The organism is Muricoccus harenae (genome assembly GCF_009848505.1).
Taxonomy (GTDB): Bacteria; Pseudomonadota; Alphaproteobacteria; order Acetobacterales; family Acetobacteraceae; genus Roseomonas; species Roseomonas harenae.
Map to the genome: position 1 here is coordinate 12,979 of NZ_WWDL01000025.1, position 24,014 is coordinate 36,992.

The following is a 24,014-nucleotide window of genomic DNA, read 5'->3' on the forward strand; positions in this document are numbered from 1 at the left end:
GCTCGCCAGGTTGCCGGCCGCGAAATGTGAGACGCGCAACCTGATGTGTGGGCGCCACGTTGCCTCCCCAACCCGGTACGGCCGCCCCCGCGGCGGATCGCCGGGTCGCAAGATTGAGGAGACCACCATGTCCCGGACATTCACGGCACTTGCCGCGACACTCGCCTTCACCGCCGTCGTAGCCACCGGATCCGTCGCCCAGGCCCAGAGCGGCATGGGCACCCCGATGCAGCAGTCTCCCTCAGGCAGTATGTCCGGTTCAGACATGACTGGCTCCGCCCCGCCCATGCACGCCCGCGAACGCCACGGCATGCGCCAGGAGCGCCGCGCCATGCGCCGCCAGATGCGCGCCGAGCGCCGGGCCGAGAACGATCCGGATGGCGCCTTCATGGGCGGCGGCGGCGTGTACGAGCGTATGCCGGACGGGTCGCTGCGCCCCGTCAGGTGATCTCGCGGGCCGTGGCCGCGCAGCCGGCCCCGGCTCAGCCTGCGTATCCGAAGCGCCGTCGGTTCTCCCGGCGGCGCTTTTCCGCATTCAGCGGTTCAGAAGGACATCCGGCAGCCAGGTCACGGTGACCGGCCAGACGGTGATGATGGCAACCGTCACCACCAGCATCAGGAAGAAGGGCATGGACGCCCTCGCCACCGCCGTCTGCTCCTTCCCTGTCATCGTCTGCATGACGAAGAGGTTGAAGCCTACGGGCGGGGTGATCTCCGCGATCTCCACCAGCAGCACGATGAAGATGCCGAACCAGACGAGGTCGAACCCCGCCTGCTGGATCATCGGCACGACGATGGAGGTGGTGAGCACGATCATTGAGGTGCCGTCCAGCGCGGTGCCCAGCAGCACATAGACCACCGTGAGCATGGCGATGATGCCGTAGGGGCCAAGGCCGAGCCCCGCCACGGCGGCCGCCAGCGCAGCCGGAATTCCGGTGAGCGCCATCGCCTTCGTGAGATAGGCCGCGCCGGCCAGGATGAACATGATCATGCAGGACAGCCGCGTAGCGCCCGTCAGGCTGTCACGGAAGCTCTCCCAGGTGAGGCAGCGTGTCACGGCGGCCAGCATCAGGCTGCCTAGCACGCCGAAGGCCGCAGCCTCCGTCGCCGTCGCCCAGCCAACAAACATGCTGCCGATCACGGCCACAATCAGGATGCCGCAGGGGATGAGCTGCGCCGATTCTCGCAACTTCTCCATGAAGGACATGCGCGGGTCGGGCGGCGGCTGCTTCTTCGGGTTCAGCAACGCCCAGACGGCGATATAGAGGCTGAACAGAAGCATCACGATCAGCCCCGGGATGCAGCCGGCGATGAAGACCCGCACGACCGAGACCTCGGCCGCCACGGCATAGACCACCATGATGATGGAGGGCGGGATCATGATGCCAAGCGTGCCGGAGGTCGCGAGGCTGCCGATCGCCACATCCTCGTCATAGCCGCGCCGCTTCAGTTCGGGCAGCGCGATCTTCGAGACGGTGGCGCAGGTGGCGGCGGAGGAACCGGAGACCGAGCCGAAAATTCCACAGGCGAGAATGTTCACATGCAGGAGCCGCCCTGGAATGCGGCGGACCCAGGGGGCCAGGCCGTTGAACAACTCCTCCGACAGCTTCGTCCGGAACAGGATCTCCCCCATCCAGACAAACATCGGCAGCGCGGCCAGCGTCCAGGAGCCGGTGGCTTCCCAGAAGGCGCTGGCGAGGTAGGTGCCGGGCTGCGGATGCACGAAGGTGACGGCGACGAAGCCCACCACGGCGAGGGCCATGCCGATCCACAGCCCGCCCGCCAGCAGCAGGCCAAGCAGCAGCAGGAGCAGGGCGGAGAGTTCCAAAAGTTCCATCGCCCCTCACACCTCCGCCGAGAAATCGCCGCGCGCGGTCCGTTCCTCGGCCGCGACCACGTAGCTAGGGCGCTCGCCCCGCAGCACCGTCGCCAGTTCGTCCAGCACGGCAATCAGCAGGATCCCGGCGCCGAGGGGCATGGCGAGCTTGGGGATCCAGAGCGGGATCGGCAGCGGCCCCTGCGCCAGGTCCTCGATCTCCCAGGAGAAGAGGACATCATCCGCCGTCCACCACACCGCATAGGCGCTGCCGATGGCGGCGAGGGCGAGCGCCAGGATCTCCATGAAGCGACGCGGGCCGGGGGAGAGCCGCTCCAGCAGCAGCCCGACGCGGATCAGCTCGCCCCGCTTGAAGGTCAGGGCGAGGGCGAAGAAGGTGGTCGCGACGCAAAGATAGGCGCTGATATCGTCGGCCCCGGGAAATTGCCGGTTCAGGAAGCGCAGCGCGACCTGCGCCATCATCACTAGGAAGATGCCGAACAGCGAAAGCGCGGCCACAGCCGCGCCCGCCGCATAGAGGGCGTCCAGCCCCCGACGAAGCATCCCGCGCCCTCAGGCGGCGCGGTAGGATTCGATCAGCTTCTTGCCGTCCTCGCCGGCCTTGGCGACCCATTCGTCGGTCATCGTGGCGCTGATCCGCATCAGCCCATCCTTCAGCGCCTGGCTCGGCTCCTGGATCTTGAGGCCGCGGGCGGCGAGCGTGTCCTGCGCCTCCTTCTCGGAGTCACGCGCCATCTGCAGGCCGCGTGCCTGAGCGGCCTTCGCGGCATCCGTCACCGCGGTGCGCTGGGCCGCCGGCAGGGCCTCGAAGGCGCGGCGGCCGACGAAGACGATGTTGTTCGTGTAGCTGAAGTTCACCGGCGTGAAGACCTTGCAGTAGTCCCAGGCCTGGGTGTCGACGCCGGTCGCGGCGCTGGTCACCATGCCGCTGATCACCCCGGTGGCGAAGGCCTGCGCCACTTCGCTCGCCTGTACCAGCGTGGGGTTGGCGCCAACCAGCGCCGCGAAGCGGTTGGTCATGGTGTTGAAGGTGCGGAAGCGCATGCCCTTGAGAGCATCGAGGTTCTCGATGGGCGCATTGGTGTAGAAGCCACCGGGGGGCCAGGGCACGTTGTAGAGGATGGAAAGGCCGGTGCGCTGGAACCGCGCCTCGACATAAGGGCGCGCGAGGCTGGCAAGCTTCACCGCCGCATCGAAGCTGGGCGCAAGCAGCGGCACCCCATCCACCTCGAAGAACGGATCCTCGTTGCCGAAATTCGAGAGCAGGATCTCGCCGAGCTGCACCTGGCCCTGCTGCACGCCGCGCTTGATCTGGGGCATGGGCAGCAGCGAGCCATTGGTGTGCAGCTGGATCTGCAAGGCGCCATTGGTCGCCTTCTGCACCTCCTCCACGAAGGCACGGATGTTCTTCGTGTGGAAATTCGTGTCCGCATAGGGCGTGGCGAACTGCCAGCGAGTGCCCTGCGCGCGGGCGGAGCCAGTGCCCGAGAGGGCGGCGGTGCCGGCGGCACTGGCCGCCAGAAGGTTCCGACGGGTGAAGACCATGTCCCTGCTCCGCTGCGGTTGTTCGATTCCAGCGTGGATCATCGGCTCCGCCCGGGGCGCGATGCAAGGGAGGGGTTCTGCCGCGGGGGCCGGCGACCGCCCTTGCTTGCCGCTTAAGACAGCACCCGCACGAGGCGGAGGGCCGTTTCTGCCACCCGGTCGGGCGGCAGCCCGGCCAGCGGCTCGCAGCGCAGCACCTCCACGGCCGGGCCTCGCGGCGCGCAGAGGGCCGGGTCGCTTTCCCCGCCGAACAGCGCAAGGGTCGGGCAGGCCATGGCCGCGAGATGGGTGGGGCCGGTGTCGTTCCCAACCGCGAGCGCCGCCCGGCGTGCCACGGCGGCCAACTGGAACAGGCTTGTCCGCCCCGTCAGGTCCAGCGCATCTGGCGCGGCCTCGCGGATCGCGGCGGCAAGCGGAGCCTCGGCGGGACCGCCCGCCACCACGGCTGGCATTCCAAGCCGCGCCGCAAGGGCGGGGAAGCCCCGCCAGCGCTTGCCGGGGCGCGACGGGCTGGCACCGGGGATCAGCAGGGCGAAGCGCGGAGGCAAGGAGAAGGCGGAGAGGTCGGAATCCAGCCAGGCGAGGTCCGGCTCCGGGAAATGCGCGATCCCGGCCATCCGGAGCTGCTCGTGCTGCCGTTCGACCGTGTGCATCAGGTCTCGGCCCGGATTGGCATGTGGGTGGCTGGCACCGCGTGCGATCCCCGACCATTCCGGCGCGCGGCCCGTCAGCCAGCGGTAACGCGAGGAGCGGGACGAAGTCTGCAGGTCGTACACACGGTCGAAGCGGCCCGCGCGCAGGCGGCGCGCGAGAGAGAGGCTCGCGCGCAAGTCCGTGCTGCGCGGCCGGCCATCATCCCACACCGCGTCGAACCAGGGACTACGCCGCGCAAGCTCCGCGAAGGGGGGGGTGGTCAGCAAGGTGATCCGGGCCTCAGGGTGATGCGCGCGGATGGCGGCAAAGGGGCCGAAGGCCTGCACGAAATCACCCAGCGCCGCCAGCTTGATGACGAGAATATGCCCGCTCATGCTAGCTCCCGGTACACGCCCAGCGTGGCCTCCTGCATGGCGCGGGTGGTGTAGCGCGCGAGCACGGCCGCCCGCGCCGCCTCACCCATCGCGGCGCGCGCGGCGGAACTCATCGCCAGGGCGCGGGTGATGGCGCCAGCCAGGGCCGCCGCGTCGCCGGGCGGCACGCGCCAGCCGGTAACGCCCTCCTCCACCGTCTCGCGCGGCGCACCGAGATCGGAGGCTATGACAGGACGGCGCATGGCCTGCGCCTCCACGATGGTGCGGCCGAAGGCCTCGGCATCGGTGCTGGCATGGACGACCAGATCCGCCAAGGCCAGGGCCGCCGGCATGTCAGCCACCGGGCCGGCGAAGCGCACCGTCGCACCGTTTTCCGCGGCCAGTTTCTCCAGTTCCGCGCGATAGGCATCCCGGCCCTGGGCGTCACCGGCGAGGACGATGAGCGGCCGTGGCTCCTGCAACATGGCGGCGGCGCTTAGCAGGACCGCCTGCCCTTTCCAGCGCGTCAGCCGCGCCGGCATGAGGATGACGGGGCGGTCGGCCGGCAGGGCCCATTGCTGGCGCAGCAGCTGGAGCCGGGCGGGAGCGACGGTCTCCGGATCGAAGCGCGCCGGGTCCACGCCACGCGGGATGATGCGGAGGCGGGCCGGGTCCACGCCATGGCGCTCTCGCACCAGCGCCGCGATATGGGCGCTGATCGCGATCACCCGCTCGCCCCGCGCCATTACCGAGTTGTAGAGCCGCTTGCCCGGAAAACCCTCGTTGTAGCTGCCGTGATAGGTGGTGACGAAGCGCGCCCCGCTCCCGCGGGTCGCCATCAGCGCCGACCAGGCGGGGAAGCGGCTGCGGGCATGGATGATGCGCACTCCCTCCTCCAGCGCGATGCGCCGCAGCGCGGCCGCATTGGCGAGCAACGCCGCCGGCTTCTTCCGGTCCAGTGGCAGGGTCAGGTGCCGGGCCCCGGCCGCCTCCAGTTCCGCCACCATCGGCCCGCCAGCCGAAGCGACCAGCGCACGGCCACCAGCTTCCACCAGGGCGCGGGCAATCTCGATGGTGCCGCGCTCGACCCCCCCCTGGCCGAGGGCGGGCAGCACCTGCAGGACGGTGGGCGGGGGCGCGGACATGGCGCTGCCCCTTACAGGGCATGGCGGAGCGCGTCACGCCGGGCGCTCAAACCCGCGCGCTTGTGCCGAGGCAGCGTCGGGGTCTAGGGCGGCGCCATGAACGAGATACGCGGCACCCTCCCCCGCCCCGATGGCGTGGACCTGGCCTGGGCGGCCCTCCCCGGCACCGGTCCCGCCATCGTCTTCCTCGGCGGCTTCCGCTCGGAGATGGAGGGCTCCAAGGCCCTTTACCTGCGCGATGCCTGCGCCGCCCGCGGCCGCGCCTTCCTGCGGCTGGACTATTCCGGCCACGGCATCAGCGGCGGCAGCTTCGAGGAGGGCACGATCGGCGCCTGGCTGGAGGACGCAGCGCTGGTCATCGAAGCCCAGGCACTTGGTCCACTCCTGCTGGTGGGATCATCCATGGGCGGCTGGATCGCGCTGCTCCTGGCCCGCCGCTGGGGCGCGGAGCGCGTCCGCGCCGTGATCGGCATCGCCGCCGCCCCGGACTTCACCGAGGTGCTGATGCCCGCGGAGTTCACCGAGACCGACCGCGCCACCCTCGCCCGGGACGGCGTGCTGCGCCGGCCGTCCGACTACGGCGATCCCATTCCCATCACGCTGCGGCTGCTGACCGAAGGCCGCAACCACCTGCTGCTGCCGGGACCGATCCCCTATGCGGGCCGCGTCCGGCTGCTCCAAGGCATGGCGGACCCGGACGTTCCCTGGCGGCACGCGCTGCGGATCATGGAGGCCCTACCCGGCCCGGATGCCGAACTGACGCTGATCAAGGATGGCGACCACCGCCTCTCCCGCCCGCAGGACCTCGCCCTGCTGGTACGGACGCTGGACGCGCTGCCGGCCTAGCCGCCGCGGAGCAGGGCGGCGAGCGCCGGCGAAAGACCGACCGACTCGCGGTCCTTCACGGCGGCCATGGGCCCGCCGCGCGGCTTCGTTGGCGCCAGGCGGACGAGGGTTTCCGCCATCCGCACCCCGCAGATGATTCCGTCCAGCAGAGGCACGGGCGAGGTCGCCCGCAGTGCCGGCTCCATCCCGGCCAGGGCGGCACCGCCCAGCACCACGCTGTCTGCACCGCTGGCCACGAGCGTGGCGATGCCATCGGTCACCGCCTGCACCGCGCCCTCCGGGTCGGTCAGGGCGCGTTGCGGCGTGAAGTCCACGCCGACCAGGCCGGAAAGGCGCGCGGAGAGGCCGTGCCCCTCGATCAGCTGGCGGTAGGATTCGGTGTGCCCGAAGGTGACCAGGCCGAAGCGGTTGCCGAGCATGCAGGCGGTCAGGCAGGCGGCCTCGGTCATGCCCACCACGGGGCATGGCATGAGCTGCCGCGCTGCCTGCAGGGCGGTGTCGAGCGAAACCGCCAGTACCACGGCATCCACTCGCCCCGCATGTTCCGCCAGGAGGTCCAGCATTCCATGGGCGGCGATTGCATTCTCGAGGCCGGATGAAATCACCGCCGGGCCGAAGCGCGGTGTACCGGGCAGGATCTCCGTCCCGGCCGAGGCCGCTGCGCGTGCCGCCTCGGCGCAGCGCGCGGTGATGGCCTCGGTGGTGTTGGCATTGGCAACCAGAATCCGCATCTCTGCTAACGAAGCGATGCGAAGGCGGTGCAATCCAGCCGCGACGGCGTCTCGCGACAGGCCGCGGCCTCGGCCCCCGCCACCCGATCCGCCCAGACCAGGAAGGGATTGATCGCGAGGATGTCCCCCACCCGCAGGCTTAGCGACAGCGGCTCGCCCATCGCCTCCTCCAGCGCCGCCGGAAGGCGATCGGGCGGCAGGGTCTCGTCGTCCCAGCGCGCGGCAAAGACACCGTCATTGGAGAAGATGGGCACGGCCGGCTCCCCCCGCGCTTCATAGAGGGCCGCCAGCGCGGCACGGTCGCTGCGCAGCAGGGCGTTGTGGATGGCCGCGGCAGAGCGGAGCCGCGCGGTGGCCGGATGGGTGGCACCCAGGAGCAGCGCGTCGCAGGCCTCGACATGCCGGCTGCCACTCGTCGGGGACGGGGGCACAGGCGTGCCCAGCTGGGCAGCCAGCACCTGCAGCGGCGCCGCCGGGGCCTCGCCAATCGGAAGCCCGCGCAACAGGGCGAAGCCGCGCCCGTGGGACAAGCGGCCGCGCAGATCGTCCACCAGCGCGTCCAGGCGGGGCGTCGCCCCCTCGGGCGCGCCAAGCCGCGTCGCGCCAGCCGCCTCCAGCTCGGCCGCATGCTCGGCGCCGAGGGGGATCATCTGCTCGTTGGTCGCCAGATCGGCAGGCGACCAGACGATCTGGCCGGCCAGGGGCACCAAGCGGCGCGGGGCGATGTTCAGGGGGTCACTCATTCCCGCCAGACTAGCCTGCCCCGCCCGGCGGCGCCAAAGCATCACGCCTGGGCTTCACCGCCGGCCCACAAGCGCGCAGGCTGCGGTGCCACGCCAGAGAGGAGCATTCCATGGACGCCCTGACCCCCTTCCCCGCCCTGGACCTGCCCTTCGATGCCGAAGCCATCCTCGGCCGGCTGCGTCCCTGGATCGAATGCGAAAGCCCGACCTTCGACGCCGTGGCCGTGGACCGCATGATGGACCTGGCCGGGCGGGACCTGGCCATGATGGGTGCTCGGGTGGGGCGGATTCCCGGACGCATGGGCTTCGGCGGATGCGTCCGCGCCCGCTTCCCTCATCCGGCAGGCGACGAGCCGGGCATCCTGGTCCTCGCCCATCTGGACACGGTCCATCCCGTCGGGACCCTTTCCGCCCTGCCCTTCCGCCGCGAGGATGGGCGCTGCTACGGCCCCGGCATCTGCGACATGAAGGGGGGCACCCTCCTCGCGCTCGAGGCGCTGCGGGAGCTTGCCCGGGCCGGCATTGCCACCTCCCGCCCCGTGACAGTGCTGCTCACCCCGGACGAGGAGGTCGGCACTCCCTCCACCCGGGATTTGATCGAGGCGGAGGCCGCGCGCCACGCCGTGGTGCTGGTGCCCGAGCCCGGGCGGCCGGACGAGGGCGGAAATGCCATGGGCGGCGTGGTCACCGGCCGCTACGCCATTGCCCGCTTCAACCTTCGCACCACTGGCCGCCCCAGCCATGCCGGGGCGAAGCTCTCCGACGGCCGCTCGGCCATCCGCGAGATGTGCCGCCAGATCCTGGCCATCGAGACCATGACCACCGATGCAGCCACCTATTCCGTCGGCGTGATCCATGGCGGGCAATGGGTGAATTGCGTGGCCACCCATTGCGACGCCGAGGCGCTGAGCATGGCCAAGCGCCAGGAGGATCTGGACCGGGCGGTCGAGAAGATGCTCGGCCTTACCGCCTCGGCCGCCGATGTCTCGCTCGAGGTCCGGCGTGGCGTCACCCGGCCGGTCTGGGAACCGGACGCTGCGGTGATGGCCCTGCACGCCCAGGCGGAAGGCATGGCGCGTCGCCTCGGCTTCGAGCTGCCGCATGAGAGCGCAGGCGGCGGATCGGACGGCAATTTCACCGGCGCCATGGGCATCCCCACGTTGGATGGGCTCGGTGTGCTTGGCGCGGGCTACCACACCTTGGGCGAGTATCTCCGGGAGGACAGCCTCGTTCCGCGTGCGAAGCTGCTGGCCGGGTTGCTGGCAAGCGTCTGAGGCGTCCTGCCGCGTGCTTGCGCGTGATGTTGCGGCGAGCGACTTATCGCCGCCGCACATCAATTCGGACTCCGCAATGACGAAGCGCCTCGCTTTCACCCTCCTCGCCCTTGGCGGACTGCTCGCTGCCGCGCCCGCCCTCGCCCAGGGCGCCACCGGTGCGGTCTCGCGGCCCGGCTGGTCGGCGGGCCAGGCGCCGAGCTCCGACTTCAACCGCCAGGGCGTGCCGATGACGCGCAACGAGCAGGTCCGCCAACGCGCCGCCGCCGCGCGGGGCCAGGCCGTGCAGGCGAGCCAGCCGCGCCGGACCGCACGACGCCGCGTCTCTCGCTGAGGCCGCTCAGCCGGTAAAAGGGATTTCCGCGGCGGCTTCCCAGGGGCCGCCGCGGTAACGCCAGAGCAACAGCCCCTCACCGCGCGCCGCCCAGGCTTCGAAGCCGGGCACCATTGCATCAAGCAACGCCCGCGCCGAACCGGGCGACACCTTGTTCTGGATGGTGACATGCGGGCGCCAAGCCTGGGCATCCTGCGGCGTCAGCCATGCCGCCCAGTGCCGGGCCAGCTCCGCCCGCAGCACCGCAAGCGTCGGCGCCTCCACATCGAGCGCAACGCCGCGCCCCAGGGAGCGCGGGCGCGCGACCCGCAGCGCCTGCACGGCCGTTTCTGCGCAGATCCGGCGGAGGTGGGTGGAGACCTCATCCTCCGCTTCGCCGGGCAGTGCGTGAAACAGCGTCAGATGCGCCGGAATGTGGTTTCGCTCGGGCGGGAAATGCGCCCGGCGGAGCGCGTCCAGCTGGGCAAAGCTCGCAGTGTCGAAACGCAGCGTCAGGATCAGCGGTGCGGCCGGCAACTCGGCCTCAGCGGGCCGGGAGGGCGAGCAGCGCGTTCAGCCCCTCCTGATCTCCCAGCAGCGCCGCCTTCTCCGCGCGGGTAAGCGCGGCCAGCGCCTCCGCTGCCGAGGATGCGACGGCGACCCGCGCGCGCCCGATGGCGAGGTTCGGGTCGACGGCATCCGGACGGGGCGGCGCGGGCGGCGGCAGCATGGCACGATGCGCGGCCAGCAATGCGGGATCCGCCCGGAGGCGTTCCAGTGCCTCCCCCTCCGGCGCGAGCCGGTCCCATTCGATGCGCAAGGCCAGGGTGCGGCTAAGAATTGAGGGCGGCTCGCGCTCCTCCGGGATCAGCAGCAGCCCGGCGCGGCGCAGCCCCTGGCCGGCGCTCCGCCGCGCCGTCCAGGTCGCAAGCGGTATGGCAAGGGCAAGCCCAATCACCACGGGCGACATCCATGCCGCGAGATAGGGCGAGACGAGGAAGGCGGCGACGCCAAAAAGGATGCCGAAGACCGTGTGCTGCCAGTACAGCCGCGCGACCTGGCGCATCGGCAGGCGGCCATCGTCGCGCGTCTGCGCCGACCAGCCTGAGTCGCGCCCGGAAAGGATCGAGACGACGTCCACCGACTGCGTGAGCATCGTCACCGGCGCCAGCAGCCCGGCGAGCACCGTCTCGATCACGACACTGACCAGGGAGCGGACAGTCCCACCATGTCCGCGCCGCCAGGAGCGGTCCATCAGCATCGCGGCCCAGGCAAGGAGCTTGGGCACCAGCAGCAACCCCATGGTGCCGATGAACACCCACTTCGCGCGGACGGGATCGAATACCGGCCAATTCGGGAACAGCGCGGGCCCGGCCGGGAAATAGACCGGCAGCACGAAGCGCGCCTGCAGGGCGAGCAGCACGCCGCAGACGAGGAAGAGCAGCCAGAGCGGCGCGGTAATGTAGGAGCCGATCCCGACGAGCAGATGGCTGCGGCTGACCGGATGCAGCCCGCGGGTCGGCAGCACGCCCAGGTGCTGCAGGTTGCCTTGGCACCAGCGCCGGTCACGGATCGCCAGGTCCGACAGCGCCGGCGGGCTTTCCTCGTAGCTACCCGGCAGGGCGGGCACGAAATGGATGGCCCAACCCCGCCGCCGCATCAGCGCGGCCTCCACGAAATCATGGCTCATGATCGTGCCGCCGAAAGGCTTGCGTCCGGGCAGGTGCGGGAGCCCCGCGGCCTCGGCGAAGGCCGCGGTGCGGATCATCGCGTTGTGGCCCCAGTAATTGCCCTCTGCCCCGTGCCAGAAGGCGATGCCATGGGCGATGACGGGGCCGTAGAGCCGCCCGGCAAATTGCTGCATCCGCGCGAAGAGCGAGCGGCCGTTCACGATCACCGGCAGGCTCTGGATCAGCCCGACGCGCGGATGCGCCTCCATCGCGGCGGCGAGGCGGATCAGCGCCTCGGCCGACATCACGCTGTCCGCATCAAGGATCAGGAACTGGGGATAAGCGCCGCCATGGCGCCGCACCCAATCGGCGATGTTGCCGGCCTTGCGGTCTGTGTTGCGCGGCCGCCGGCGGTAAAAGATGCGGGCATTGGCGCCGGCGCGCGCCCGCAGCGCAAGGAAAGCCTCCTCCTCCCGCGCCCAGGCATCGGGATCTGTCGTGTCGCTCAGGATGAAGATGTCGAAGGAATCCGCTGTGCCAACCTCGCGTAACGCCTCCTGCATCGCCTCCAGCCCGGCCAGCACGCGGCGCGGATCCTCGTTGTAGACCGGCATGAGCAACGCGGTCCGGCCGTGCAGCACTGGCAGCGGCGCCTCGGGATCGATCCCGAGGCCGCGGCCCCCGCGCGCGACGATGCTGGCCACGCCGCAGAGGCTGCTGACGAAGGACAGGGCGATCCAGGCAAAGAGCGGCACGAAGAGCGCAAGCACCGCCGCGCCCGGCGTGAAGGGCGTGGAGACGTCCAGCACCAGCGCCATCTCCCGAGCGCCGAACAGCGTCAGCAGCAGGGTGGCGCAGAAGATGGCGATGCGGCGGAGCGCCATGCCGCGCGGAGCCGTGTCCGGCGGTGCCACGCGGTCCGGGCGGATGCGGAGGTCCTGCACCGGCATGGCGAGCGGCGCCTCGTCCGGCATGGCCGGCAGGCCGCTGGCCAGCCGCGCCTCCATCAGGGTCACGGCGTCCAACGGAATAGCCATGTCTCGGTCAGCGGCACCTCGCCGTTCTTCAGCAAGGCGCGCATTTCCACCAGGCGCTCATTGCCCGGCACCAACTCGAAGGAGATGCGCCAGCCTCCGGTCTCGGGATTGCGCTGCACCACGGCGTTCTCGATACGTCCGGTGCTGGACGAGACGTCCAGCACCGGCTGCACCCCTTCGGGAAGTGCGGCCAGCCGGCCGCCCTTGGTCTCGAGCACGAAGAGCCGCGTGCCGGGCGTCTGCGGCTTGCCGCCCTGTCGCGCCTCGTCGAACTGCGCCGGGGCCGGGTTGCCGGCTGCACCGAAGGCGGCGCCGCTCGCCCAGTGCAGGCGATAGACATAGCTATATTCCTGGCCGGGCCGCAGGGGCTCCTTCGGGCGCCAGAAGGTGGCGATGTTGTCGTGAATTTCCTCGCGTGTGGGGATCTCGATCAGATGCACCGCGCCTTCGCCCCAGTCGCCGATCGGCTCCACCCAGGCACCGGGCCGCTTCTCGTAACGCGCTTCCAGGTCGTTGTAGTCGCTGAAGGCGCGCCGGCGCTGCATTAGCCCGAAGCCACGCGGATTCGCATCGGCGAAAACGCTGGTCTGCAGCTCGCGCGGATTGGCCAATGGCCGCCAGATTGCCTCGCCGCGCCCGGTCGAGAGCATCAGCCCGTCGGAATCATGCACGGCCGTGCGGTAGTCATCCACGCCGCCGCGATCGAGCGGCGACAGCAGGAACATGCTCGTGAGCGGAGCGATTCCGGCCGTCGGCATTGCCACACGCGGATAGAGCCGCGCTTCGATGTCGAACACCGTTTCCTCGCCGGGCCGGATGGTGAAGCGGAAGGCGCCGGTGGTGCTCGGGCTGTCCAGCAGCGCGTGCACGACCGCCGAGTTCCCCCCGGCCTGCGGCCGCTGCAGCCAGAAGGCGCGGAAGACCGGAAATTCCTCCCCGGAACGCTCGGCGGTTGCGATGGCCAGCCCGCGCGCAGAGATCCCGTAGACATGCCCCTTGCCGACGGCGCGGAAATAGGAGGCGCCGACGAAAGCAGCCACTTCGTCGAAATGATCCGGCCGGTTCATGGGATTGGTCAGGCGAAAGCCCGCGAAGCCGAGATCACCCGAGGGCGGCCCGCCCACCTCCGAAAGGGTGAAGGCGGAGGGATCATAGGGAATGGGCGTGGCTCGCCCGTCCGCCACTTCGAACAGCTCGACCTTCTGCTTGAACAGGAAGCCCCGGTGGAAGGGCTGCATCTGGAAGGGCAGGTTCTGCGTGCGCCACAGCGCGCGCTGCGCGTCATAGCGGATGCTGCGATACTGGTCGTAGCCGATATCGGCGAGACCGCCCGGCAGGCGTTCATCGGGCGCGGCATAGGGCTTGGCGGCCAGGTCGCGCGCCATCTGGCGCACGGTGGTGTCGTCGAAGGGACGCGCCGGGGCGTCGGCGGCCTCCGCGCGGTCCGAGAGGGTGCCGGGAATCCAGGGCAGAAGCCCGGCCATGGTGAGGCCCGCAAGGAGCGCGCGGCGGTTCAAGGGGTTCTCCGCTTAATGATCATATGTTGGAAGTCGACGGGCCTAGAACGGGCCCGGCGGCGATGGTTTCCTCCGCCGCCGCGATATGCCGATGCCGTGTCCCGCCGGGCACGGCAAGACCGGAGTTCCCTCCCCGTCGATGGTGACTTTCCTTCAGGCCCTGCCGCTGGTGCTGCTGATGGCACTGCTGGGGTCGGGCCGGGTTACGCCGATTCCCGCCTGCCTGCTCGCGCTCGTGACCTCCCTGCCGGGAATTGCGGCCGCGCTGCCGCCTGGCCTGCCGCTGCGGAATTTCCTCGTGCTGGAGACGCTGCGCGCCGGCTTCCTCGGTATCCTGCCGGTCGCCACCCTGTCGGGCGGGCTGCTCTTCAGCATGGCCGCCGCGCCGCACGCGACGGAGCCAGTTCCGCCGTCGGCCCGCCGGGCCTATCTGGTGATCCTCGCCGGCTCCTTCGTGGAGAGCGTGACCGGCTTCGGCGTCGGGGCGGTCTTCACCCTAGGCGGATTGCGGGCCATGGGGATCGGCGGGGCGCCGGCCGGGGCCATGGCGCTCTTCGGCCTTTGGCTCGCCCCCTGGGGCGGGCTGGGCCCTGGAATGGCCCTCGGCGCCGCCCTGGCGCACCGGCCAGTGGCGGAGATGTCGCTCGTCACCGCCCTTCCGCATTCCATCTGGCTGCTGACCATCCCGCCGGTGCTTTGGATGCTGCTGCGGCGCGCCGGCATCGAGGTGCCGCGCGCCGAGCGCCTCGCCCAGACGGGCCTGCAGGCCGCTGTCTCGGCGCTCGTGCTGCTCGCCGCCCGCTTCATGCCGGCGGAGACGGTGGGGGTGGTCGCGGCCGGGGGCGTGCTGCTGCCGGCGCTCTGGCACTTGGCCCCGCCGCGCGATTCGGCGGCGCGGCAGCGCGCCCTGGCCTCTATCGGCCCCTGGGTGCTGCTGACCGCCTGCCTTCTGCTCGCCCGTTCCTGGCAGGGTGCACCGGCCTGGCAGCCCTTCGCCGATCTTCCCGGACTGCCCATCACCCATGTGGCCGTGGTGCTCTGGACGGTTTCGCTGGGCTTCCTGGCCTTCCGCACAGGCGGCCTGTTTCGCCTGCGGGATGCCCTCTCGCGCATGCGGCGCCCCGCTGGCGCCATGATCCTCTACGTGCTGCTCGGCCGCTGGCTGGCCGGTTCCGGCGTGGCGGCCGCGCTGGCCGGGACCATCGCAGCGAGCCTGGGAAGCTGGGCACCTTATGCGGTCCCGCCCCTGGGCTTTCTCGGCGGGATGGTCACGGGCAGCAATGTCGGTGCCGCCTCCGCGGTCATGCCGGTGCAGGCGGGGCTGGGCCTTGCCGCCGGGTTGCCGCCCTGGCTGGCCCCTGGCATCCACAATTTCGCCGGCGGCGCCGGCGCAGTGTTCTCCTTTGCCATGACGGCCATGGTCTGTGGCCTGCTCGCCGACGGCACCCGCCCACCGGCCCTCTGGCGCGCCACGCTGCCAGTGATGCTCTCCGTTCTGCTCACCGGCTGGGGGGCGGTGGCGATCCTGCGCGGAGTGCCTTAGGCAGGGGGCATGAGCGCCCGCGCCGCCCGCCAGCACCTCGCCGCCGATCCCGTCCTTGGCCCCGTCATCGCACAGGTGGGGCCGATGCGCCTGAAGCCGGTGAAGGATCGCGAGCCCTATGAGGCCCTGATCCGCGCCATCGCCCATCAGCAGGTGCATGGGCGCGCGGCCGAGGCGATGCTGAACCGGCTGATAGCCCACATACCCCACCATCCTTTCCCGCCACCCGAGCAGGTCCTCGCCCTGCCCGAGGGCGCGCTGCGCGCCTGTGGCTTCTCCGGTGCCAAGCAGGCGGCAATCCTCGACATCGCGCATAAGGCAGCGGCGGGCTGGGTGCCCACCCGCCGCGCCGCCGCGCGCCTCCCGGATGCCGCGTTGATCGAGCGGCTGGTCGCCCTGCGCGGCGTTGGCCGATGGACCGTCGAGATGCTGCTGATCTTCACCCTCGGCCGCCCCGACATCCTGCCGGTGGACGATTTCGGCGTGCGCGAGGGCTATCGCATCGCGGCCGGGCTGGAGACGCAGCCGAAGCCGAAGGAACTTGCGGCTGTTGGGGAAGCCTGGGCGCCCTTCCGCTCGGCGGCGGCCTGGTATCTCTGGCGCGCGGCGGATCTCAGCAAGGATGGGCGCTTCAAGGCACCGGCGGCCATCTGAGGCACCCGCGTCAGGGCGGAAAGAAGCCTTCCATCACCGCGGCGAAGCCTTCCGGCTGGTCCGCATGCACCCAGTGCCCCGCGCCCTTCACCGCCAGGAACCGCGCGGCCGGGAAGGCTTGCCGGATTGCTGGCCGGTTCTCCGGCCGAATGTAGCGCGAGTGCTCCCCGGAAACGAAGAGCACCGGCTTTCCGAAGGGGACGGCCTCAGGCGGCGTCCAGCCCATGATAGCCGGAAGCGAGCCGGCGATCTCCTCCAGCCCGATGCGCCAGCCGGAGCCATCCGGGCGGCGGTTGGTCAGAATGAAGGCACGCACACCCGCATCCGCCTCGACAGGGGCGAGGAGCGCATCCGCCTGTGCCCGCGTGGCGCCAGCCGGCACGGCGCGCATGGCCTCCATCAGCTCCGTCCAGCGGGGCGGATAGGTGACGGGCGCGATGTCGGAAACCATGAGGCGCGCGACCAGATCCGGCATCGTCAGCGCCAGCATCATCGCCGCCTTGCCGCCCATGGAATGACCCATGACATCGGCCTGGGCGATCCCGCGTGCAGCGAGGCTCTCCGCTACAGCGGCGGCCATGGAAGGATAGTCCATCCCGGGTGCATGCGGGCTCGCGCCGTGGTTCGGCATGTCGAAGGCGATGACGCGCCGCGCGCTGGCCAGCCGCCGCTGCAGGGCGCCGAAGTTCCGCGCCTGCCCGAACAGGCCGTGCAGCAGCACAATCGGGCGCCCCTCCCCGGCCTCGATAGCATTCAGGATCATCGGCACCCCCTCAGCCGCGCACCGCCAGAACGACGCTTCCTGCGACCAGCGCGCCGCCCAGCCACACGTCCCACCCCACGTCTTCCCCGAGCCAGACCGCGCCGAGCGCGACACCCAGCACGGGCACAAGCATGAACCCCACCGAGGCAACGGTGGAAGGCAGCCGCCGCCCGGCCTCAATGATGCTCCATGTGCCGATGGGCGCGGCGATCAGCCCCATGAAGGCAGCATGCGGCCAGGCGCTCAGGCCGATCCCGCCGCCCGGCTCCCGCAGCAGGGCGAGTGGAACCAGCAGGAGCGTGCCCGTACCGAAGCAGAATGGCAGCAGCTCCACCATCGGGCGGGCGGGCGGCAGGCGGCGCGTGATGACGATGGCGATGCTCCAGGCGAGCGCCGCCATGACCAGCATCCCATGCGCGAGGACGACCCCTTCATGCGACCAGTCGATCGCCCATGGGCCCATCAGCACCGCAGCCCCGGCGAGGCCGAGCCCGGCGGCGCCCCAGCGCAATGCCGAGACCTTCTCCCCCAGCACCAGGACAGACAGCGGGACGAGCCAGTAGATCGTGACATTCGCAAGCACCGCGATGCGCCCGGCCGGGAGGATCGCCAGCGCCAGATGCGACAGGGCAAAGAAGGTGCCGAGTTGGAGAAGGCCCACCGCCAGCACCGTCGGCCAGTCCCGCCGTCCCGGCCAGCGCAGCCGCCCCAATGCCAGCAGGACGAAAGCTGCGGACAGTGCCGCCAGCCCGGCGCGGCTGACGGCGAACCAGACCGGGGTGGCGTCGTGCAGCGCGTCCTTCGCGATCGGCCAGGCGCCGCCGAAGAGCAGGACGGCCAGCAGCAGCAGCCGGAGGTCGCGCGGGTTCACCCGCCGCTCGTCAGGAGAGGGTCAGCACGATCTTTCCGATATGCGTGCTGCTCTCCATCAGCCGGTGCGCCTCGGCCGCCTCGCGCAGCGGGAAGGTCGCATGGATGCGCGGCCCACAGCGCCCGGCCGACAGCACGGGCCATACCTTCTCCTCCAAGGCGCGGGCGATGGCGCCCTTCTCGGCCGTGGTGCGGGGACGCATGGTGCTGCCGGTCACCACGAGGCGCTTCATCATGATCGGCCGGATATCGGCCTTCTCGACCTCGTACCCGCCCATGAGGGCAATGATCACCAGCCGCCCGTCCGTGCCGAGCACGCGCAGGTTCTTCTGGAAATAGGAGGCGCCGATCATGTCCAGCACGACATTGGCGCCCTTGCCGCCGGTGACGCGCTTCATCTCCTCCGCGAAGTCCTGGTTCCGGTAGTCGAAGGCCTCCTCCGCACCGAACTCGATGCAGGCCGCCACCTTCTCCGGAGTGCCGGCGGTGGCGAAGGGCCGCGCGCCGAACTCGCGCGCAAGCTGCAACGCCGTGGAGCCGATGCCCGAGGTGCCGCCATGCACCAGCATCACCTCGCCGCTGGCGAGACGGCCGTGGCCGAACAGGTTCGCCCAGACGGTGAAGAAGGTCTCCGGCACCGCGGCGGCGTGGGTGGCATCGTATCCCTCCGGCCAGGGCAGGCACTGCGCCTCGGGCGCGACCGCGAACTCGGCATAGCCACCGCCATTTGTGAGGGCGCAGACACGGTCGCCCACCCGAAAGCGTGTAGTCGCGGGGCCGACCGCGACGACTTCCCCGGCCACCTCGAGCCCGATGATGGGGCTGGCGCCCTTGGGCGGCGGGTAGAGGCCCTTGCGCTGCTGGACATCCGGACGGTTGACGCCGGCGGCCATCACCCGGATCAACACCTCGTCACTAGCCGGGCGCGGCACCGGGCCGGTGGCCGGAACCAGCACTTCGGCCTCGCCGCCCTCCCCATGGGCGAGATAGGTCATCGTCTCGGGCAGGCTGGGCATGGGGCGGCGTCCTCCGGCAGGGGCGCGGAAGGTCGTCGCGGTGCATCGGCTCGTCAAGCATGGTGCGGGACGGAATGGTCGCTTCCCGGCCTTGCGCCCGGACGCACCAGCGGCGACCATCGAGCCGCCCCATGGAACGCGAGAGGAGCGAAGGACGATGCGTCCGGCCGCGCAGCGCCGCAGCCTTCTCGCGGCCCTTGCCCTTGCCTCTGTGCCGCGCGGCGTCGGTGCCCAGGCGCCCGGCACCGCGACCGGAAATGCGCCCACCGCGGCCGCGGAATGGCGCTTCGGTGCCCTCTTTCCTCTTTCTGGCGGCCCGGCGCTGCTCGGCGATGAATCCTTCCGAGGGCTGGAAATGGCGGTGGAGGAGCGCAATGCCGCCGGCGGCCTGCTCGGCCGCCCCATCCGCCTGCTGCGCGCCGATGCGCCTGACGAAGCTGCGGCTGTCGCCGAGACCCGCCGGCTGATGGGCCAGGAGCGCGCCGCCATCCTGTTCGGCAGCTATGCCTCGCCCATCTCCTTCGCCGCCACGCAGGTGAGCGAGACGCAGGGCATCCCCTTCTTCGAACTGGGCGCGATCGCGGACGGGATCATGGATCGCGGGTTCCGGAACGTGTTCCGTACCTGCCCGCGCGCCAGCGACTTCGCCCGCGTTGGGGTGCAAACGGTGGCCGAGGTGCTGCCCTCGCTGCTCGAGATTCCGCGCGCCCGGCTGCGCGTGGGGCTACTGCATGAGGACGGGCTGTATGGCAGTTCGGTCGCCGAGCTGCAGGCCGCGCAGCTGCGGGACGCAGGTATCGAGGTGGCGGAGCGGATCGGCTACCCGGTGCGCAGCACGGACCTCGCCCCCGCCGTGCAGCGGCTACGGGAGGCATCCATTGACGTGTTGCTCCACGCCGCGCACCAGAACGACGTGATCCTCCTCTTCCGCAACCTCCGCGAGGCGGGCTGGCGGCCGCGCATGATCATCGGCAGCGGCGCGGGTTACAGCCTGAGCGACACCGCACGCTCGCTCGGACCGGCCTTCGAGGGGGTGATGAACGTTGATTTCACCCACTACGCCATCTCCGACCGCGTCGCCCCGGGCAATGCGGCCTTCGCCGAGTCCTATAAACGCCGCTACGGTTCCGACCCGCGCTCGGGTCATAGCCTGGCGAACCATTTCGGCGCCCAGGTCGCCTTCGATGCCATCCAGCGGGCGGGCGGCACGGACAAGGAGAAGGTCCGCGCCGCCGTGCTCGCCACGGACGTGGCGGAGGGCACCACAGCCACCGGCTGGGGTGCAGCCTTCGACGAGCGGGGACAGAATTCCCGAGCCCGCCCCTGGCTGATGCAGTGGCAAGACGGGCGCCTCGTGACCATCCACCCGGAGGCTGCCGCCGTGGCAAGGCCGCGCGCACGCCTCGGAACCGACTGAAGGAGTACAGCAGCATGCGGAATGACGAACGGGTCTGGCGCGCCGTGGACGAGCGCAAGGAGGACTATGCGGCCTTCAGCGACCGCGTCTGGGAGATGCCGGAGATCGCCTACACCGAGAAGCGCTCGGTGGCCGAGCACCTGGCGATGATGGAGAAGGAGGGCTTCCGCATCGAGAAGAACCTCGCCGGCATCCCGACCGCCGTGATGGGCGAGTATGGCGAGGGCGGTCCCGTCATCGCCATTCTCGGCGAGTATGACGCGCTTCCGGGCCTCTCGCAGGTCGCGGGCATTGCGGAGCACCAGGAGGTGGAGCCGAACGGCCATGGCCATGGCTGCGGCCATAATCTGCTCGGCGCTGCCTCGCTGCTCGCCGCCGCCGCGGTGAAGGACTGGCTGAAGGAGAACAACATTCCCGGCCGCGTCCGCTACTATGGCTGCCCCGCCGAAGAAGGCGGTGCCGCCAAGGGCTTCATGGCGCGCGATGGCATCTTCAACGATGTCGACATCGCCATCTCCTGGCATCCCGCCTCCTTCTCGGGCGTGAACGAGGCCGTCTCGCTCGCCAACACGCGCATCGACTTCACCTTCCACGGCCGTGCCTCCCACGCCGCCGCCGCACCGGAGCTGGGCCGCTCCGCGCTCGATGCCGTAGAGCTGATGAATGTCGGCGTGAACTACATGCGCGAGCACATGCCCGACCATGCGCGCATCCACTACGCCATGCTGGATGGCGGCGGCATCGCGCCGAACGTCGTGCAGTCCAAGGCGAAGGTGCGCTACCTCATCCGCGCGCGCGACCTGCCAGAGCTGAACACTCTCGTCGGCCGCGTTAAGAAGATCGCCGAAGGCGCCGCGCTGATGACCGAGACGCGGGTCGAGACCAGCGTGGTCAGCGCCGTCTCCAACCTCCTCGGCAACTCGCCGCTGGAGAAGGCGATGCACGACAACTTCCAGCGGCTCGGCCCGCCGCAATGGGACGATGCGGACAAGGAGTACGCCGCGCAGATCCAGTCGACGCTGACCGAGCAGGACATCGCCGCCGCGCATCGCCGCCACGGTCTGAAGGTCGAGAAGGGCAAATCCCTTTGCGACATCATCGTGCCGCTGGAGAACCGCGGCGAAGGCGGCGTCGGCTCCACCGATGTGGGCGACGTTTCCTGGACGGTGCCCACGGTGCAGGCGCGCGGCGCCACCTGCGCGATCGGCACGCCCTTCCACTCCTGGCAGCTGACCGCCCAGGGCAAGTCACCGGCAGCCCATAAGGGCATGGTGCATGTGGCGAAGGTGATGGCGGGAACGGCGGTGGACGCGCTGCGCGATCCGGCCCTCATCGAGCGCGCCAAGGCAGAGTTCAAGGACCGCACGGGCGGGCAGCCCTATGCCTCGCCGCTACCGAAGGACCTGGCGCCGCCGATCAAGGCGATGGGCCAGGGGGTCTGAGCTGAGTGGCCCAGGGGCTTTTATGCCCCTGGGCCCTGGCGGGAGGCTGGCGCCCCCCCGAACCCGCGAAATGCCGGGATCAGTTCGCCTTGATGCCGGCTTCCTTGATGATCGGCTCCCACTTGGCGATCTCATCGTCGAGCCACTTCTTCGCGGTTGCCGGCGTGGTGTTGGAGCGGGTTTCCATGGTGAGAGCGGAGAGGCGCTCCTGCACGCTCGCCATGGCCATCACCTTGTTGATCGCTTCGTTCACCGTCTTCACAATCGGTTCCGGCGTGCCGGCGGGGGCCATCACCATGTGCCAGGTATAGGCCTCGTAGCCCGGCACGCCCGCCTCGTTGAAGGTGGGGATGTGCGGCACCTGGGGCAGGCGGTTCATGCCGGAGATGGCCAAGCCCTTCACTTCGCCGCGCGTCACGAAGGGCAGCGCCGAGTTGGCGACGTCCAGCATCATCACCACCGAGCCGTTCAGCAGGTCCGGCATAGCGGCGGCCGAGCCGCGATAGGGAACGTGGTTCACCTTGAGGCCGCCGGCCTGCTTCAGGAACAGTTCGCTCGCCAGATGCAGCGCGGCGCCGTTGCCTGTGGAGGCGTAGTCGTACTTGCCCGGGTTCTTCTTGAAGAGCTCGATCAGCTCCGGGAGCGAGTTCACCGGAAGATCCTTGTTCACCATCATCAGCATCGGGATGACGCCGGTGAGCGCGACCGGGCTGAAATCGGCCAGCGGATCGAAGGGCAGGCTCGGGAAGATCGAACGCAACGCGGCATGCGCAATGGTGGTGTAGAGCAGCGTCTGGCCATCCTTCTGCGCCTTCGCGACCACGTCTGAGCCGACGACCACGCCGGCGCCGGTGCGGTTCTCCACGATCACGCGCTGGGGCAGCATCTTCGACAGCTCATCCGCGATCAGCCGGGCCGGAACGTCGGTCGGGCCGCCGGCGGCAAAGGGAACCACGAAGCGGACGGGAGCATTGGGCCAGCTGCCCTGGGCGCGGGCGGAGGCGACGAGGGCGGGGGCAGCAAGCGGCGCGGCGGCGAGGCCGGCGGCCCCCACGATGAGGTGGCGGCGCAGGATCATCGGAACGTCTTTCCCGGAGGGTGGATAAATCGTCACCCCAAAAGGGGCGCGATGGGGCTCGTGTCAACGTCCGGCGCGGTCACGAGGCGCTCATAGAGACCACGATCCGTGGCGCCTTCCGTCCCGAAGATCAGGATTCGGCTGCCCTCCCCCAGGCCCAGCACAGCCTGTGCGGCAGGGTCCTGCGCAGCGAGGGCCAAGGCAGCCAAACCCGCCACGCCGCTCTCCCCGGCCTCGATGGGCAACTCGCGCCCGGCCAGGAGCCGCATTGCGGCTATCGCGGCGGAATCCGGAATGGCCATGAAGGCGAAGGCGGCCCGCTCCAGCTCCTGCCATGCCAGCAGGCTCGGCTCGCCGCAGGCCAAGCCCGCCATGATCGTGTCCAGCTCGCCGGGCACCGCAGTGGGCGCACCGGCCTCGGCGCTGGCCAGCAGGCAGGCGGCGCGCTCTGGCTCGGCGACGATCAGGCGTGGCCCGCGGCCGTGGCGGGCCCGCAGCGCCACCGAGACGGCAGCCGCAACACCACCGACGCCGCCCTGAACGAAGACATGGGTGGGTGCCGCCGGCAGGGCATCCAGCGCCTCCTCGGCCATGAGTCGGTAGCCCTGCATGACGTCTCGCGGCACCTCCGTGTAACCGGGCCAGGAAGTGTCGGAGACGAGCAGCCAGCCGCCCTCCCGGGCCGCAGCGTCGGAAGCACGGACCGAATCGTCGTAATTGCCCGGCACCTCCCGCACCTCGGCGCCAAAGGCGGCAATGGCGTCGCGGCGGCCCTGGCTCACGCCCCGATGGACGAAGATCACGCAGCGCGCGCCGAACCGCCGGGCGCCCCAGGCGACGCTGCGGCCATGATTGCCATCGGTCGCGCAGGTGATGGTGATGCTGGCCGTCTCCGAAGCGTAGCGGCCGGATTCCAACTCGCCGGGCGTGGCGTCCTTGGCGACGCCGCGCCGCGCCAGTTCCTGCGCCATCACGCGCGAGACGGCATGCGCGCCGCCCAATGCCTTGAAGGAGCCGAGGCCGAAGCGCGGCGCCTCGTCCTTGTAGTGCACCGTGGCCAGCCCCAGCGCGGACGCGACATCCCCGAGCGCAATCAGCGGCGTGGGGGCGTAGCCCGGCCAAGCGGTGATGGCAGCACGGGCGCGGCGCCAACCACCCTCGGGCAGCACGACGACGCCGGGAACGCCATGGCGGGGGTTGGGGAGGAGGCGGAACGGGTGGCCGGTCATGCGCGGCAAATGGCCACGAGCGGCGCCCGCGGACAATCCTACCAGCAGAAGAGCAGGTCGATCAGCATCAGCAGATAGCCCAGCGCCATGACAATGAGGCCGAGGAAGATCAGCACGATGCCGATGCCGTATTGCAGGGTGGCGATACCATAATCCACCAGCAGGCGGCCGAAGGCCACCGTCTCCCGCCCCCCGGCACAACTCCGGCGGGGCCGGTCAGGCTGAGACTGCTCCGCCCGCGCCGCGCAGGCGGGCGAAGGCCCCTCCCCCACCGCGCCGAGGAGAAGGAGCGGCACCGCCAGCGCCCGCAGGCTGGCCCTCACGGCTGGAGCCGAAG

The 24,014-nt window shown here is 70.5% G+C and carries 24 protein-coding genes; 8 read left to right on the plus strand and 16 right to left on the minus strand.

The window, feature by feature from the left end:
- Nucleotides 1–127 precede the first annotated feature (127 nt).
- Nucleotides 128–448, plus strand: coding sequence for a hypothetical protein (locus GSE44_RS17330; protein ID WP_159350090.1), 321 nt, complete (start codon nucleotides 128–130; stop codon nucleotides 446–448).
- An 87-nt stretch (nucleotides 449–535) separates the two neighbouring features.
- Here GSE44_RS17330 and GSE44_RS17335 read toward each other — a convergent pair whose 3' ends face one another.
- The 5 genes from GSE44_RS17335 to GSE44_RS17355 all read right to left on the minus strand — a co-directional run bounded on the left by GSE44_RS17335 (nucleotide 536) and on the right by GSE44_RS17355 (nucleotide 5,534).
- Nucleotides 536–1,837, minus strand: coding sequence for a TRAP transporter large permease (locus GSE44_RS17335; RefSeq protein ID WP_159350091.1), 1,302 nt, complete (start codon nucleotides 1,835–1,837; stop codon nucleotides 536–538).
- Nucleotides 1,838–1,843: 6 nt separating this feature from the next.
- On the minus strand, nucleotides 1,844–2,380 hold the full coding sequence (locus GSE44_RS17340; protein WP_159350092.1) for a TRAP transporter small permease: 537 nt from the start codon (nucleotides 2,378–2,380) through the stop codon (nucleotides 1,844–1,846).
- A 9-nt stretch (nucleotides 2,381–2,389) separates the two neighbouring features.
- Nucleotides 2,390–3,382: a TRAP transporter substrate-binding protein gene (locus tag GSE44_RS17345; protein WP_159350093.1), complete on the minus strand. Its 993-nt coding sequence runs from the start codon at nucleotides 3,380–3,382 to the stop codon at nucleotides 2,390–2,392.
- Nucleotides 3,383–3,495: 113 nt separating this feature from the next.
- Nucleotides 3,496–4,410: a glycosyltransferase family 9 protein gene (locus GSE44_RS17350; protein WP_159350094.1), complete on the minus strand. Its 915-nt coding sequence runs from the start codon at nucleotides 4,408–4,410 to the stop codon at nucleotides 3,496–3,498.
- Nucleotides 4,407–5,534, minus strand: a complete 1,128-nt coding sequence (locus GSE44_RS17355; protein ID WP_159350095.1) for a glycosyltransferase family 4 protein — start codon at nucleotides 5,532–5,534, stop codon at nucleotides 4,407–4,409. Before GSE44_RS17355 ends, GSE44_RS17350 begins: the two co-directional genes overlap by 4 nt.
- 96 nt (nucleotides 5,535–5,630) lie before the next feature.
- Here GSE44_RS17355 and GSE44_RS17360 point away from each other — a divergent pair, with 96 nt between their 5' ends.
- Nucleotides 5,631–6,380, plus strand: a complete 750-nt coding sequence (locus GSE44_RS17360; protein WP_159350096.1) for an alpha/beta hydrolase — start codon at nucleotides 5,631–5,633, stop codon at nucleotides 6,378–6,380.
- Here GSE44_RS17360 and GSE44_RS17365 read toward each other — a convergent pair.
- Nucleotides 6,377–7,111, minus strand: coding sequence for an aspartate/glutamate racemase family protein (locus GSE44_RS17365; protein WP_159350097.1), 735 nt, complete (start codon nucleotides 7,109–7,111; stop codon nucleotides 6,377–6,379). The genes GSE44_RS17360 and GSE44_RS17365 overlap by 4 nt on opposite strands.
- Nucleotides 7,112–7,116: 5 nt before the next feature.
- Complete coding sequence (locus tag GSE44_RS17370) at nucleotides 7,117–7,854, minus strand: hypothetical protein (RefSeq protein ID WP_159350098.1); 738 nt, start codon at nucleotides 7,852–7,854, stop codon at nucleotides 7,117–7,119.
- A gap of 110 nt (nucleotides 7,855–7,964) precedes the next feature.
- Here GSE44_RS17370 and GSE44_RS17375 point away from each other — a divergent pair, with 110 nt between their 5' ends.
- Nucleotides 7,965–9,128: a M20/M25/M40 family metallo-hydrolase gene (locus tag GSE44_RS17375; RefSeq protein WP_159350099.1), complete on the plus strand. Its 1,164-nt coding sequence runs from the start codon at nucleotides 7,965–7,967 to the stop codon at nucleotides 9,126–9,128.
- A gap of 76 nt (nucleotides 9,129–9,204) precedes the next feature.
- Nucleotides 9,205–9,462, plus strand: a complete 258-nt coding sequence (locus tag GSE44_RS17380; protein ID WP_159350100.1) for a hypothetical protein — start codon at nucleotides 9,205–9,207, stop codon at nucleotides 9,460–9,462.
- Nucleotides 9,463–9,468: 6 nt separating this feature from the next.
- Here the strand turns inward: GSE44_RS17380 and GSE44_RS17385 are convergent, their stop codons facing one another.
- From GSE44_RS17385 to GSE44_RS17395, 3 genes are read right to left on the minus strand one after another with little or no spacing between them, the layout of a single operon-like run.
- A complete protein-coding gene (locus GSE44_RS17385; RefSeq protein WP_159350101.1) occupies nucleotides 9,469–9,978 on the minus strand; it encodes a 2'-5' RNA ligase family protein in 510 nt (169 codons plus the stop codon).
- 7 nt (nucleotides 9,979–9,985) lie between these two features.
- On the minus strand, nucleotides 9,986–12,148 hold the full coding sequence (gene mdoH, locus GSE44_RS17390; RefSeq protein ID WP_159350102.1) for a glucans biosynthesis glucosyltransferase MdoH: 2,163 nt from the start codon (nucleotides 12,146–12,148) through the stop codon (nucleotides 9,986–9,988).
- Nucleotides 12,124–13,665: a glucan biosynthesis protein gene (locus GSE44_RS17395; RefSeq protein WP_235924908.1), complete on the minus strand. Its 1,542-nt coding sequence runs from the start codon at nucleotides 13,663–13,665 to the stop codon at nucleotides 12,124–12,126. Before GSE44_RS17395 ends, mdoH begins: the two co-directional genes overlap by 25 nt.
- A 139-nt stretch (nucleotides 13,666–13,804) precedes the next feature.
- Between GSE44_RS17395 and GSE44_RS17400 the strand changes: the two genes are divergently transcribed.
- Entirely contained in the window at nucleotides 13,805–15,208 is a 1,404-nt protein-coding gene (locus GSE44_RS17400) for an L-lactate permease (RefSeq protein WP_159350103.1), read from the plus strand.
- A 9-nt stretch (nucleotides 15,209–15,217) separates the two neighbouring features.
- Nucleotides 15,218–15,862 carry a DNA-3-methyladenine glycosylase family protein gene (locus GSE44_RS17405; protein WP_159350104.1) on the plus strand — a complete coding sequence of 215 codons (645 nt, stop codon included), beginning with the start codon at nucleotides 15,218–15,220 and terminating at the stop codon, nucleotides 15,860–15,862.
- 10 nt (nucleotides 15,863–15,872) lie between these two features.
- Here GSE44_RS17405 and GSE44_RS17410 read toward each other — a convergent pair whose 3' ends face one another.
- Genes GSE44_RS17410 through GSE44_RS17420 form a run of 3 tightly spaced genes read right to left on the minus strand, consistent with a single transcriptional unit; the run spans nucleotide 15,873 to nucleotide 18,511 of the window.
- Entirely contained in the window at nucleotides 15,873–16,625 is a 753-nt protein-coding gene (locus GSE44_RS17410; RefSeq protein WP_159350105.1) for an alpha/beta fold hydrolase, read from the minus strand.
- Nucleotides 16,626–16,635: 10 nt separating this feature from the next.
- A complete protein-coding gene (locus GSE44_RS17415; RefSeq protein WP_159350106.1) occupies nucleotides 16,636–17,496 on the minus strand; it encodes a DMT family transporter in 861 nt (286 codons plus the stop codon).
- Nucleotides 17,497–17,506: 10 nt separating this feature from the next.
- The gene (locus tag GSE44_RS17420; protein ID WP_159350107.1) at nucleotides 17,507–18,511 is read right to left on the minus strand and encodes an NAD(P)H-quinone oxidoreductase; all 1,005 of its coding nucleotides are present in this window, start codon (nucleotides 18,509–18,511) and stop codon (nucleotides 17,507–17,509) included.
- A 157-nt stretch (nucleotides 18,512–18,668) separates the two neighbouring features.
- Between GSE44_RS17420 and GSE44_RS17425 the strand changes: the two genes are divergently transcribed.
- Together GSE44_RS17425 and GSE44_RS17430 are read left to right on the plus strand one after the other, a co-directional pair.
- Nucleotides 18,669–19,928, plus strand: a complete 1,260-nt coding sequence (locus tag GSE44_RS17425) for an ABC transporter substrate-binding protein (protein WP_159350108.1) — start codon at nucleotides 18,669–18,671, stop codon at nucleotides 19,926–19,928.
- A gap of 14 nt (nucleotides 19,929–19,942) precedes the next feature.
- Nucleotides 19,943–21,370 carry a M20 family metallopeptidase gene (locus tag GSE44_RS17430; protein ID WP_159350109.1) on the plus strand — a complete coding sequence of 476 codons (1,428 nt, stop codon included), beginning with the start codon at nucleotides 19,943–19,945 and terminating at the stop codon, nucleotides 21,368–21,370.
- 79 nt (nucleotides 21,371–21,449) lie between these two features.
- Here the strand turns inward: GSE44_RS17430 and GSE44_RS17435 are convergent, their stop codons facing one another.
- The 3 genes from GSE44_RS17435 to GSE44_RS17445 are packed head-to-tail and all read right to left on the minus strand — an operon-like array spanning nucleotide 21,450 to nucleotide 24,000.
- Nucleotides 21,450–22,448, minus strand: a complete 999-nt coding sequence (locus tag GSE44_RS17435; RefSeq protein WP_159350110.1) for a Bug family tripartite tricarboxylate transporter substrate binding protein — start codon at nucleotides 22,446–22,448, stop codon at nucleotides 21,450–21,452.
- A gap of 32 nt (nucleotides 22,449–22,480) precedes the next feature.
- On the minus strand, nucleotides 22,481–23,677 hold the full coding sequence (locus tag GSE44_RS17440) for a diaminopropionate ammonia-lyase (protein ID WP_159350111.1): 1,197 nt from the start codon (nucleotides 23,675–23,677) through the stop codon (nucleotides 22,481–22,483).
- 38 nt (nucleotides 23,678–23,715) lie between these two features.
- Nucleotides 23,716–24,000: a hypothetical protein gene (locus GSE44_RS17445; protein WP_159350112.1), complete on the minus strand. Its 285-nt coding sequence runs from the start codon at nucleotides 23,998–24,000 to the stop codon at nucleotides 23,716–23,718.
- Between the last annotated feature and the right edge of the window lie 14 nt (nucleotides 24,001–24,014).

Coding starts and splice junctions, on each gene's coding strand:
- GSE44_RS17330 (WP_159350090.1), top strand. CDS start 128: ATGTCCCGGACATTCACGGCACTTGCCGCGACACTCGCCTTCACCGCC.
- GSE44_RS17335 (WP_159350091.1), bottom strand. CDS start 1,837: ATGGAACTTTTGGAACTCTCCGCCCTGCTCCTGCTGCTGCTTGGCCTG.
- GSE44_RS17340 (WP_159350092.1), bottom strand. CDS start 2,380: ATGCTTCGTCGGGGGCTGGACGCCCTCTATGCGGCGGGCGCGGCTGTG.
- GSE44_RS17345 (WP_159350093.1), bottom strand. CDS start 3,382: ATGGTCTTCACCCGTCGGAACCTTCTGGCGGCCAGTGCCGCCGGCACC.
- GSE44_RS17350 (WP_159350094.1), bottom strand. CDS start 4,410: ATGAGCGGGCATATTCTCGTCATCAAGCTGGCGGCGCTGGGTGATTTC.
- GSE44_RS17355 (WP_159350095.1), bottom strand. CDS start 5,534: ATGTCCGCGCCCCCGCCCACCGTCCTGCAGGTGCTGCCCGCCCTCGGC.
- GSE44_RS17360 (WP_159350096.1), top strand. CDS start 5,631: ATGAACGAGATACGCGGCACCCTCCCCCGCCCCGATGGCGTGGACCTG.
- GSE44_RS17365 (WP_159350097.1), bottom strand. CDS start 7,111: ATGCGGATTCTGGTTGCCAATGCCAACACCACCGAGGCCATCACCGCG.
- GSE44_RS17370 (WP_159350098.1), bottom strand. CDS start 7,854: ATGAGTGACCCCCTGAACATCGCCCCGCGCCGCTTGGTGCCCCTGGCC.
- GSE44_RS17375 (WP_159350099.1), top strand. CDS start 7,965: ATGGACGCCCTGACCCCCTTCCCCGCCCTGGACCTGCCCTTCGATGCC.
- GSE44_RS17380 (WP_159350100.1), top strand. CDS start 9,205: ATGACGAAGCGCCTCGCTTTCACCCTCCTCGCCCTTGGCGGACTGCTC.
- mdoH (WP_159350102.1), bottom strand. CDS start 12,148: ATGGCTATTCCGTTGGACGCCGTGACCCTGATGGAGGCGCGGCTGGCC.
- GSE44_RS17400 (WP_159350103.1), top strand. CDS start 13,805: ATGGTGACTTTCCTTCAGGCCCTGCCGCTGGTGCTGCTGATGGCACTG.
- GSE44_RS17405 (WP_159350104.1), top strand. CDS start 15,218: ATGAGCGCCCGCGCCGCCCGCCAGCACCTCGCCGCCGATCCCGTCCTT.
- GSE44_RS17410 (WP_159350105.1), bottom strand. CDS start 16,625: ATGATCCTGAATGCTATCGAGGCCGGGGAGGGGCGCCCGATTGTGCTG.
- GSE44_RS17420 (WP_159350107.1), bottom strand. CDS start 18,511: ATGCCCAGCCTGCCCGAGACGATGACCTATCTCGCCCATGGGGAGGGC.
- GSE44_RS17425 (WP_159350108.1), top strand. CDS start 18,669: ATGCGTCCGGCCGCGCAGCGCCGCAGCCTTCTCGCGGCCCTTGCCCTT.
- GSE44_RS17430 (WP_159350109.1), top strand. CDS start 19,943: ATGCGGAATGACGAACGGGTCTGGCGCGCCGTGGACGAGCGCAAGGAG.
- GSE44_RS17435 (WP_159350110.1), bottom strand. CDS start 22,448: ATGATCCTGCGCCGCCACCTCATCGTGGGGGCCGCCGGCCTCGCCGCC.
- GSE44_RS17440 (WP_159350111.1), bottom strand. CDS start 23,677: ATGACCGGCCACCCGTTCCGCCTCCTCCCCAACCCCCGCCATGGCGTT.